Below are 11503 nucleotides of genomic sequence, written 5' to 3'. Positions count from 1 at the left end.
TGTCACCTTGGAGAGATTAAAAACTTCGATCGGCGGTATCCTTTTGACTGTCATTATCAACTGCATTACTCGTAGTTCATCAACGTCGTTTGTTAGTAGGAGTAGCCGGGCATGATGATCTTCGACAGAGATGACGTCACCTTCACCGTCGTCGTGAATCACGAAGAGCAATATTCGATCTGGCCGACGTTCAAGGACATCCCGAACGGGTGGACGGCCGTCGGCGTGACCGGGAGCAAGAAGGAGTGTCTGGACCATATCGAGCAGGTATGGACCGACATGCGGCCGCTCTCGCTGCGGAAATTCATGCAGGAGAACGCGCAGGCTTCTGCCGAATCCTGAAGCGAAGGAGGCTGGCTGCCATGCGGCTGATCTGTTTGCCCTATGCCGGCGGCAGCGCCATGGTCTATGCGCGCTGGAGGAGAGGTCTTCCGTCCTGGATCGAGGTCCAGCCGCTGGAGCTGCCAGGACGGGGCGCGCGGATGGACGAGCCACTGCAAACGGATGCGACGGCGTTGGTCGATCAGCTCGCGTCCGAACTGGTCGGGACGCCGTTGGCGGAGCCTTACGTCCTGTTCGGGCACAGCCTCGGCGGCTTGCTCGCCTTCGAGCTCGCGCACAGGCTGCTCGCGCTCGGCGCGCCAAGGCCGCAGATGCTGCTCGTGTCCGGAACGGAAGCGCCTGCCGTGCGCGACGGCAGCCGCTGGCGCGAGCCGCTCGGTGACGACGCATTGCGCGAGGAGCTTCTCAGGCTGAACGGCACGCCGCCGGAGGCGTTGCAGAGCATGGAGATCATGCGCGGCACACTGCCGATCCTGCGGGCCGATTTCCTGATGTGCGGGAACTACGTGTATCGGCGGCGCCAGCCGTTGCCGTGTCCGCTGCACGTGTTCGGCGGAGAGCTCGACGAAACGCGTGCCGAGGCACTGGAGGCATGGCGGGCCGAGACCTCCGGCACGTTCGGCCGCGACATGCTGCCGGGCGACCATTTCTTCATCCACAGCCAGCAGGCGGATCTGCTGAAGCTCGTTGCCGCATTGCTGGTACGTCGGGCATGGCCGGAGCCCGCCGTTGCTCGCGCGGGGCCTTGAGCGGCGCGTCGAAAGCAGGACCCAGCCGGAAAAGCCGGCTGGTGAAGAAACTTCGATGCTGAAATCGACGGGAGACGGGGAGAAGTCATGTTCGCAATACAATCTAAAGTAGAACAAGAATCGCTGCCGTTCCTTCTGCGGGCCAGCCGCACGCAGCAGCCGCTGATGGAGGCCGTCAGCGAGGTCCGCGACATGATCGAGCGCCAGCTCTACGCGTGCGGCGGAATTCTCTTCCGTGGCTTCCATCTCGACGGCGCCGAGGCGTTCAGGAGCTTCGCCGCGAGCTTCGGCCATCCGCTGCTGTCCTATGAATTCGGCTCGACGCCCCGATCGCAGGTCAGCGCCGGCGTCTACACCTCGACCGAATATCCGCCGCACCAGAGCATCCCGCTGCACAACGAGCAGGCCTATACGCGCGACTGGCCGATGAAGATCTGGTTCTATTGCGAGCAGGCGGCACAGCAGGGCGGCGAGACGCCGGTCGCCGACAGCCGGTCGATCCATCGCGACATTCCGGCCGCGATCCGTAACCGCTTCGCCGAGCGGGGCGTCATGTATGTTCGCAACTACGGCAGCGGACTCGATGTCGACTGGCGACAGGTGTTCGGCACGGAGTCGAAGGCCGAGGTCGAGGCCTATTGCGCCTCCCATGCGATCGCCTGCGAATGGAAGGATGGCGACGAGCTGCGGACGCGGCAGGTCTGCCAGGGGACCGCGGTGCATCCCGTGACCGGGGACATGGTGTGGTTCAATCAGGCGCATCTGTTCCACGTCTCCAGCCTCGCACCCGAGGTGCGGGAAAGTCTTCTCGACATCGTCGGCGATCCGCTCGAGCTGCCGCGCAATGCGTTCTACGGCGACGGCTCGCCGATCGAGGATGAGACGCTGGCCACGGTCAGAGCCGTGCTCGACCGGCATAAGATCGTCTTTCCCTGGCAGACCGGCGACGTCGTCATGCTCGACAACATGCTGACGGCGCACGCGCGCAAGCCGTTCAAGGGGCCGCGCAGGGTGATCGTCGCGATGGCGCAAGCCCATCGCGTGAATTGAGCCTGCGCGATCGATCCTCACATTGTTATCGGACCTTCGGAAGATGCCGACACAGACCCTCGTCGAACGACTCCGCGAGCATGCCGCCTCGCGTGCCGATCATCCGGCGCTGCGCTTCATCGAAGGCGACGATGTCGTCGACGAGCTGACATTCGCCGCGCTGGATCGACGCATTCGCGCAACGGCCGCACATCTGCAGGAGCTTGCCGGCGCAGGCGAGCGCGCCGTGATTCTGCTGCCGAACGGTCCCGACTATGCCGTCGCGTTCTACGCGTGCCTTTATGCCGGGGTCATTGCCGTGCCGGCCTATCCGCCGGAAACCGGCAAGGAGCGTTACACGAGCCGGCTCGACGGCATCCTGCGCGATGCCGCGCCGCGGCTCATTCTCACCCAGGCGCGTCTGCGCGACGCCATCGTCGCTGCGTTCGGCGAGCCCAAGGCTCATGTTGTTGCCGTCGACGAGGTGCCGGTCGATGCCGCCGCATCCTGGCGCGAGACGGACTTGCACGGCGAAGCGATCGCGTTCCTCCAATATACGTCGGGTTCGACGTCGCAGCCGAAGGGTGTCTGCGTCACTCACCGGAACCTGGTCGCCAATGAGATCGCAATAGAGGCGGTGCTCGGCGGGACCAAGGATGACGTCTTCGTCAGCTGGCTGCCGCTCTATCACGACATGGGATTGATGGGCGGATTGCTGAATCCGCTGTTCACGGGCTTCACGGCGGTGCTGATGTCGCCGCGCAATTTCCTGGAGCAGCCGCGGCGCTGGCTCGACGCCATCCATCGCCACGGCGGCACCTGCAGCGGCGGGCCGGACTTTGCGTTCGCGCTCTGTGCGGACCGGATCTCGGACGAGGCGATCGCGCGTCTGGACCTCGGCCGATGGCGGTTCGCGTTCTCCGGCTCGGAGTTCGTGCGCCGCGCGACGCTGGATCGATTTGCCGCGCGCTTCCGGCCGGCGGGCCTCGATCCTCGCGCGCTGACGCCGTGCTACGGCCTTGCCGAGGCGACCTTGCTGGTGACGGCAGGCGACCGCGCGAGCCGGGCGGTTTGTCACACGCTCGATCCCGCAGCGCTCGCCGGCGGGCGCGTTGCGGGCGCCGGCGAGGGCACGGACCTGATGGCGTGCGGCGCCGTGGCAGACGGCCACGCCGTGCGCATCATGAGGGTCGATGCGTCCGCCGAGGCCGAGAGGAATGAGGTCGGCGAAATCTGGGTCGCAGGTCCGAGCGTCGCGCTGGGCTATTGGAACAATCCCGAGGCGACGCAGCAGACGTTCGTCGTTCGCGACGGCGCGCGCTGGCTGCGGACCGGCGATCTCGGCTTCGTCCGCGACGGCGAACTCGTCGTCACGGGAAGGCTCAAGGATCTGCTGATCGTCCGCGGCCAGAACATCTATCCATTCGATCTGGAGCAGGCCGTCGAGACCGAGGTGGCCTCGGTGCGGAAGGGACGTGTCGCGGCCTTCCCGGTCCAGATCGATGGCGCCGAAGGCATTGGCGTAGCTGCCGAGTTCAGCAGGGCAGTGCTGCGGCGAACGCCGGCCGACGTGCTGATCAAGGCGATCGGCGACGCGGTCATGCGGCAGACGCAGGAATATCCGGCGGTGGTCGTGCTGCTGAACCCGCAAGGCATGCCGCTGACCACCAGCGGCAAGCTGCAGCGGTCCGCCTGTCGCGCCAGGTGGGCGCAGGGCACGCTCGATAGCTTCATGGTGTTCGAGCGGCGACGCGAGGCGGCGGACCCATCGCCGTCCCCGGAGCTCGCGACGGCGACCGAACGCCGTCTTGCGCTGATCTGGCGGGATGTGCTCCGGCGCGAGACCGTCGATCGCGACGACGACTTCTTCATGCTCGGCGGCAACTCGGTCGCGGCCGCTCAGATCACGGCGATGGTGCGCGAGCAGTTCGGAATCGAGCTCGCGCTGCGCGGCTTCTTCGATGCGCCTACGCTCGCCGCGCTCGCAGAGCTTATCGATGCCGCCAGCGCGGACGCGAAAGTGCTTCCGCCGCTGCAGCCGGCACCGGCGGGCATACGCGAGCTGCTGTCTCCCGCGCAGGAGCGGCTGTGGTTTCTCTGGAGCATGGATCCGGCCGGCACGGCCTACACCATCGCCTGCACGGTGCATTTCGACGGCCCGCTCGATCAAGCACTGCTGGTGCAGGCGCTGACCGAAATCGTCGCCCGTCACGAGACGCTGCGCACCACCTTCTCCGCCCCGGATGGCCGCGTCGTGCAGGTCATCCATGCGGCGCCGGACATTCCGGTCGCGGTCGAGGATCTGCGGCGCAGCCCGGCGGCGGAGCGCGCGTCGCGGGTCGCGGCGCGGACACGCGAGGAGCTGGCGCGGCCGTTCGATCTCGTCAATGGCCCGCTGCTGCGCGCCGTGCTGATGCAGCTCGCGGACGACCGCCACGTGCTGCTGCTATCGGCGCATCACATCGTCGCCGACGGGCTCTCGCTCGACGTGCTGCTGGCGGAGATCGCCGCGCTCTATGACGGGCTCCGGCGCGGGGCAGGGGCGCCGCCGTCCCCATCCGCCGTCCAATATGCCGACTACGCCGCATGGCAGCGGGATTGGCTTTCCGGCCCCGAGGCTGCGCAGCAGCTCGCCTACTGGCGCGAGCGGCTCGGCGACGCGGATACACCGCTTGCATTGCCGTTCGACCGGCCGCGCCCGCCCGTACCGAGCTATCGCGGCGACACCATTCACGTCGAGATCGCGCCCGATCTGGTGCTGAGGCTCCGCGTGCTCGCCAGGGAGCATCGCGTCAGCATGTTCATGCTGCTGCTCGCCGCCTATCAGCTGCTGCTGTTCCGCTACTCCGGCCGCTCCGACCTGCGCGTCGGCGTGCCCGTCGCCGGGCGCCGCCAGGCCGAGCTGGCGTCGCTGATCGGCTGCTTCGTCAATACGCTGGTGCTGCGGGCCGACGTGGCCGACGGCATGAGCTTCGCCGAGCTGCTGGGGCAGGCGAAAGAGGAGGTCATCTCCGGGCTTGCACATCAGGATCTGCCGTTCGACCGTCTCGTCGATGCGCTGAAGCCGACCCGCTCCGGCGGCCACAATCCACTGTTCCAGGTCAAGTTCAACTACATGGACGCGCCGGCCGGATTTGCGCTCGGCGATGGCCTGCACGCCCAGCCGCGCATCGTCGATCTCGCCGGCTCGCATTTCGATCTCGCGCTCGACATCATCGACGGCCCAACGGGCATGAATGCGAGCCTGAATTTCGCAACTGATTTGTTTGATGCGGCCACGGTCGAGCGGATCGGGAGTCAGCTCGTCGATTTCCTGCGGCAGATCGCGGCGGGCATCGACCGGCCGCTGCGCGACTTCGCAATCGCGCGAGACGTCAGGCAGGTCGTCGCGGCGGAGGTGAAGAGCTTCCCATCGATGGACATCCTCGATCTGATCGACGCTGCGTTCGCGGGCCGCGACGATCGGATCGCGCTGCGCCAAGGACAGGACACCGTCAGCGTCGCCGAGCTCGTGGGTTGGTCGGACCAGATCGCGCGCATGCTCGTTGCGGCGGGCGTCACGCATGAGACGCCGGTGGCGCTGTGGATCGAGCGGTCGCCGAGCTTCGTCGCGGCGCTGCTCGGCGTCTTGAAGGCGGGCGGCGCCGCCGTGCCGCTCGATCCGGCGTGGCCGGTGGCGCGTGTTGACCGTATTCTTCACGATGGTGGCATCGACACCCTGATCGCGACCGGCGAATGCCTCGCTGCGGCGAGCGCGTTGCAATGCGTCGCGCTGGACGGCGAGCCGCGCAGCGATGCGTCTCGCGGCGAGTTCATTCGCCCGCACGTTCATCCGGCGCAGACTGCCTACATCATCTACACGTCGGGCTCGACCGGCGCGCCCAAGGGCGTCGCCGTGTCACACGGGGCACTTGCCAACTATGTGCAGGCGCTATTGTCCCGGCTGCGGCCACGCGCCGACGCGAGCATGGCGATGGTCTCGACTGTTGCCGCCGATCTCGGCCACACCGTGCTGTTCGGCGCGCTCGCGAGCGGCGCAACCTTGAATCTTCTTCCGGCCGATGCCGCGTTCGATGCGGATGCGTTTGCGCAAGCGATGCGCGACGGCGAGATCGGCGTCCTCAAGATCGTGCCGAGCCATCTGCGCGGCTTGCTGCGGGCACGGCGCTCGGCCGACATTCTGCCGCGCGACATGCTGATCCTTGGCGGCGAGCCGTGCGATCACGGCTTGATCGAAGAGGTCCGCCGGCTGCGGCCGGATTGCCGGATCATCAATCACTATGGACCCACCGAGACGACGGTCGGCGTTACGACACATGAGTGGACGGAAGCCGCAGGTCGAGGTCCGGTGCCGGTCGGATTGCCGCTTGCCAATCTGCGGACCTACGTTCTCGACGATGCACTGAATGCCGTTCCGGCCGGGGTCGCCGGTGAACTCCACGTCGGTGGTGTTGGGTTGGCGCGCGGCTATCGCTGTGCGCCCGCGCCGACGGCAGAGCGCTTCATCCCCGATCCGTTCGGGGCGCCAGGTGAGCGCCTCTACCGAACCGGCGATCGCGTGCGTTGTGATCAGGCCGGCCGGATCGTGTTCCTCGGCCGGCGCGACGATCAGGTGAAGCTGCGCGGCTACCGCGTCGAGCCCGCCGAGATCAGCCGCGCGATTACATTGATGAGCGGCATCGCCGATGCAGCCGTCGTGGCCCGCGCCGTCGATGCTGAGCAGGAGCGCCAGGAGCTCGTGGCCTATTGTGTCGCTGCAGCGGGCGCCGTGTTGCAGCCGGAGACGCTGCGGCAGCAACTCTCGGCGATGCTGCCGGACTACATGGTGCCGTCGCGCATCGTCGTGCTCGACTGGCTGCCGCTGACCGCCAACGGCAAACTCGACCGCGCGGCGCTGCCGCAGCCGGACGAGGACGCCGTGCTATCCTATGCCGCCCCGGTCGGGGCGGTGGAGGAGACAATCGCCGCGGTCTGGCAGGACGTGCTGGGCCGCGAGCGGATCGGCCGCAATGACAATTTCTTCGAGCTCGGCGGCGACTCCATCCTCAGCCTGCAGATCATCGCGCGGCTGCGCAAGCGCGGCGTTATGCTGACGCCGAAGCAGATGTTCGCGCAGCAGACGATAGCGGCGCTGGTCGGCGTGGTTGCGACCACCTCCGCGCCGGCCATCACGCCGCCGGCAGCAGCACGCAACGCAATGAACGCCTGCGCTGCGGAGCTGCTGCCGATCCAATTGCGCTTCTTCGCGGAGGATATCGCCAATCGCGATCACTTCAACCAGGCGGTGCTGCTGATCCCGCGGGACCGGATCGACTGGAGCGTGCTGCAGCGGGCGCTCGCTGCCGTCGTGGGGCATCACGATGCGCTTCGCATGACGTATCGGCAGGTCGCGGGTGAATGGCAGGCGGTGCCGTCCGACCTGCCTGCCGCGCCTGACCTGCTTTGGCTCCGCACGGCAGTCGAGCCAGCCGACGTCAGCGCGATCGCGTCGGCGGCGCAGGCGAGCCTGTCATTGGCATCGGGATCTCTGCTGCGCGCCGTCGGATTCGACATGCGCGATGGCAGCCAGCGGCTGCTGGTCGCCATTCACCATCTCGCCGTCGATGGCGTGTCATGGCGGATTCTGCTCGAGGACATCGCGTCGGCTTGCGAGCAGCTGACGGGGCAGGCGGGCGCCGTCAACCTGCCGCCCCAGAGCTCCACGCCGTCCTCCTGGGTGCAGCGACTGCGAGCGCATGCGGCCTCCGATCGGCTCGGAGACGAACTGCCGTTCTGGCTGGCGTCCTCCCACGGCAGCGAGCTGCCCTGCGACGACGACCATGGTGGCACCGACGTCGAAGCCGACGCCGAGGAGGTCGTGCTGAACCTTGAGGCGGAGCTGACCGAACGGCTGCTCGATGCCGCGCCTGCGGCCTATCGCACGCAGGTCAACGACCTGCTGCTGGCTGCGCTGGCGCGTGCGGTCTGGAACTGGCGTGGGATCGATGGCGTCGTGATCGAGCTCGAAGGCCACGGCCGCGAGGATGTCCTTGCGGACTGTGACCTCACACGGACGGTGGGCTGGTTCACGACCGCATTCCCGGTCCGTCTCGACGGCGGCAGCGAGACCGACGGCGCGCTCATCACCCGCGTCAAGGAGACGCTGCGCGCCGTGCCCGATCGCGGGCTCGGCTATGGAGTCCTGCGCCATCTCGGTGCGAAGGAGCATCGCGAGGCGCTGGCCGCGGTGCCGAACCCGCGCATCGTCTTCAACTATCTCGGCCGCTTCGATGGCCAGCTCGGCGCGTCGGCGCCGTACCGGATTGCGCCGGAAAACCCGGGACCGATGCGAGCCGCCGACACGCCGTTGCGGGCCTGGCTCACCATCAACGGCGAGGTGCGTGACGGGCGGCTGCGTCTCGGCTTCCGCTATGGCAGCCGGCGCTATCGGCGCGCGACCGTCGAACGGCTCGCGGAGCTCTATCGGGCGGCGCTGCACGGTCTCGTCGATCATTGCCTCGGCGGCGCCGGCGGTCTCACGCCGTCCGACGTTCCGCTCGCGGGACTCGATCAGGCGGCGCTCGACCGGCTCTGCGCGACGATCGACTGTCGCTCCGTCGAGGACATCTATCCGCTGTCGCCGATGCAGCAGGGCTTGCTGTTCCATGCCCTGCGCGATGGCGCTGATGATGTCTATGTCAACCAGCTCTCGATCGAGCTTCGAGGTGTGACGCCGGCGCGGTTGCGTGCGGCATGGCAGGCGGCGAGTGCGCGGCATGCGGTGCTGCGGACTGGATTCGTCTGGCAGCAATTGTCCGGAGTGGCCCAGCAGATCGTCTACCGTCAGCTCGAGGTGCCCGTCGTCGAGGAGGATTGGCGCGGCCGTATTGCTGATGGGGCCGCGGCGGCGGATATCGAGGCGGCGCTTGCGGAGGCGGCACGGCGCGAGCGTGAGCTCGGCTTCGACATCACCCGGCCGCCGCTGCAGCGGCTGCGGCTGATCCGGCTCGGCGATGACAGGCTGTGGCTGATCTGGACGCATCATCACATCGTGATCGATGGTTGGAGCTCGGCGCGGCTGCTCGCAGACGTGCTGCAGCAGATCGGCGGCGCTGCGCCGTCGGCGGCGCAAGCCAGTTATCGCGACTACATCGCCTGGCTGCAGACGCGCAACCACGCGGCGGCTGTGGATTTCTGGCGCGAGACGCTGCGTGGCTTCGATGAGCCCACGCCGCTCGCCGATGCCTTGCGTGCGAGCCGCGCGATCGACGCTGCGAGCGGCCACGGCCGGCTGACGCTGCGCGTGGACGTCGATCTCGCTGCCCGCCTGCGGCGGTTCGCGACGCAGCAGCGCATCACGATGAATACGCTGCTGCAAGGGGCCTGGGCCCAACTGCTGCGGCAGTATACCGGGCAAAGCTCGGTCTGCTTTGGCGTGACGGTCTCGGGCCGTCCGGCCGAGCTTGCCGGCGCGGAGCACATGGTCGGCCTCTTCATCAACACGCTGCCGCTGATCGACCGCGCGCACCCGCAGACCGCGACCGGCGACTGGCTGCGAACCCTTCAGGCGCAGAGCGTCGCGGCGCGCGACTATGAGTGGCTGCCGCTGCACGAGATCCAGCGCCTCGCCGACAGGGCCGGGCAGCCCCTGTTCGACAGCCTGATGGTGTTCGAGAACTATCCGATCGATCAGGCGCTCACCGCGCGCAACGGTGCTGGGCCGCAGATCGGGCGGGTCGAACATGTGACGCCGACCAGTTATCCGATCGCGGTCATCGTGTTCGACGGACCCGAGGGCCTGCGCCTCGACTTCAACTACGATCGTGCGCAATTGGACGAGCACGCGATTCGACGGGTGAGCGCGTCGTTGCGGGACTGGCTGATGCAGATTTCGGCGGATGCCACCCGTCCGACCGGCAGCCTTCGCATGGTCGATGGGGAGGCGCTGGCGTGGCTCTTGCGCTGGAGTGGAGCTGCGATTGGCGAGACGTCATCCCCACGTCCGTTGATCGACGCAGCGCCCGGCGTGGTGGCGCAGATCGAGGCGCGGGCGAAGGTTGTCCCGGACGCGGTTGCGATCGTCAGCGGCGACCGCCGGATCAGCTACGGCGAGTTGAACGCGCGGGCAAACCGGCTGGCGCGGCGGCTGCAGGCACACGGGATCGGCGCCGATGTCGTGGTCGGACTGGCGCTGGAACGCGACGCCGAGATGATCGTCGCGCTGCTCGCCGTGCTGAAGGCGGGTGCGGCCTACCTGCCGCTCGACCCGGATTATCCGGCCGAGCGTCTTGCTCACATGCTGAGCGACAGCGGCGCGAGGCTTCTGCTGACGCAAGCTGGGCTGCAGGATCGGTTCGCGCTTGCGCTGGCCGATAGCGGAGCCGAGGCCTGGCTGCTCGATCGCGACGATGATGCGGGCGACGCCGACAATCTCGGCAGCACCATCCATCCGGAGAGCCTCGCCTACGTCATCTATACCTCGGGCTCGACCGGCCTGCCCAAGGGCGTGATGGTGCGTCACGGCGCAGTGACGAACTTCCTGGCGACGATGGCCGAGCAGCCGGGGATCGCATCCGACGACCGGGTGCTGGCATTGACCTCGCTGTCGTTCGACATCGCGGTGCTGGAGCTGTGGCTGCCGCTGACACGGGGCGCCCGGATCGTGCTGGCCGATCGCGCCTCGGCGCAGGATCCGACGGCGCTGAAGGCGATCGTGGCCAGGCACGGCGTGACCATGATCCAGGCGACGCCGTCGAGCTGGCGCATGCTGCTCGATCATGACGGGACCGCGCTGCCTCGTCGCTGTCGCGTACTTTGCGGCGGCGAGGCGCTGGCTCCCGATCTGGCACGGCGGCTCGTCGCGCTGAGCGGCGAGGTCTGGAACATGTATGGGCCGACAGAGACCACGGTGTGGTCTGCGCGCCATCGGCTCGATTCCAATGATCCCATGCCGGTGCTCGGTGGTCCGATCGGCAACACCACGCTCTACGTGCTCGACGCCAATCTCAATCTTGCGCCGCCCGGCGTGGCCGGCGAACTGTTCATCGGCGGCGAGGGACTGGCGCGGGGCTATTGGCGGCGCGCCGGGCTCGGCGCAGAGCGCTTCGTTCCCGATCCGTTGGGCGGTGCTGGTGCGCGGTTGTACCGGACCGGCGATCTGGCGCGCTGGCGTGCCGATGGCACGCTCGACTATGTCGGCCGCGCCGATCACCAGGTCAAGATGCGCGGACATCGCATCGAGCTCGGCGAGATCGAGGCGCGGCTGCGCGCACTGCCCGGCGTTCGCGACAGCGTCGTGGTCGCGCAGGAGTTCGGCGGCGGGCGGCACCTGATCGGCTATGTCAGCAGTGACAGCACCCTCGACGGCGGCGACTTGCGCGCGATGCTCACGGCCATGCTGCCGG

Annotated in this window: 4 protein-coding genes (1 of these 4 running past the window's edge); all 4 read left to right on the top strand. The window is 67.7% G+C overall.

Annotated features, from left to right (window positions below):
* The first annotated feature begins 111 nt into the window (after positions 1 to 111).
* Positions 112 to 342 carry an MbtH family protein gene (locus tag QX132_RS15695; protein ID WP_315781226.1) on the top strand — a complete coding sequence of 77 codons (231 nt, stop codon included), beginning with the start codon at positions 112 to 114 and terminating at the stop codon, positions 340 to 342.
* A 20-nt stretch (positions 343 to 362) separates the two neighbouring features.
* Positions 363 to 1091, top strand: a complete 729-nt coding sequence (locus QX132_RS15690) for a thioesterase II family protein (protein WP_315781224.1) — start codon at positions 363 to 365, stop codon at positions 1089 to 1091.
* An 87-nt stretch (positions 1092 to 1178) separates the two neighbouring features.
* Positions 1179 to 2141: a TauD/TfdA family dioxygenase gene (locus QX132_RS15685; protein ID WP_316161826.1), complete on the top strand. Its 963-nt coding sequence runs from the start codon at positions 1179 to 1181 to the stop codon at positions 2139 to 2141.
* Between the two features lie 43 nt (positions 2142 to 2184).
* On the top strand, positions 2185 to 11503 hold the 5' portion of the coding sequence (locus QX132_RS15680) for a non-ribosomal peptide synthetase (RefSeq protein WP_316161825.1). It continues 407 nt past the right edge of the window; only the first 9319 of its 9726 coding nucleotides appear in the window; its start codon is at positions 2185 to 2187; the stop codon falls past the right edge of the window.

Origin of the sequence: Bradyrhizobium sp. SZCCHNRI20481, assembly GCF_032485055.1 — a bacterium.
Lineage (GTDB): Bacteria > Pseudomonadota > Alphaproteobacteria > Rhizobiales > Xanthobacteraceae > Bradyrhizobium.
The sequence above is the reverse complement of the archived record's forward strand: the minus strand, read 5'-3'. Positions and strand labels throughout refer to the sequence as shown.

Bases quoted from the DNA above. Each gene is read 5' to 3' on its own strand.
- QX132_RS15695 (WP_315781226.1), top strand. From the start codon at position 112: ATGATGATCTTCGACAGAGATGACGTCACCTTCACCGTCGTCGTGAAT.
- QX132_RS15690 (WP_315781224.1), top strand. From the start codon at position 363: ATGCGGCTGATCTGTTTGCCCTATGCCGGCGGCAGCGCCATGGTCTAT.
- QX132_RS15685 (WP_316161826.1), top strand. From the start codon at position 1,179: ATGTTCGCAATACAATCTAAAGTAGAACAAGAATCGCTGCCGTTCCTT.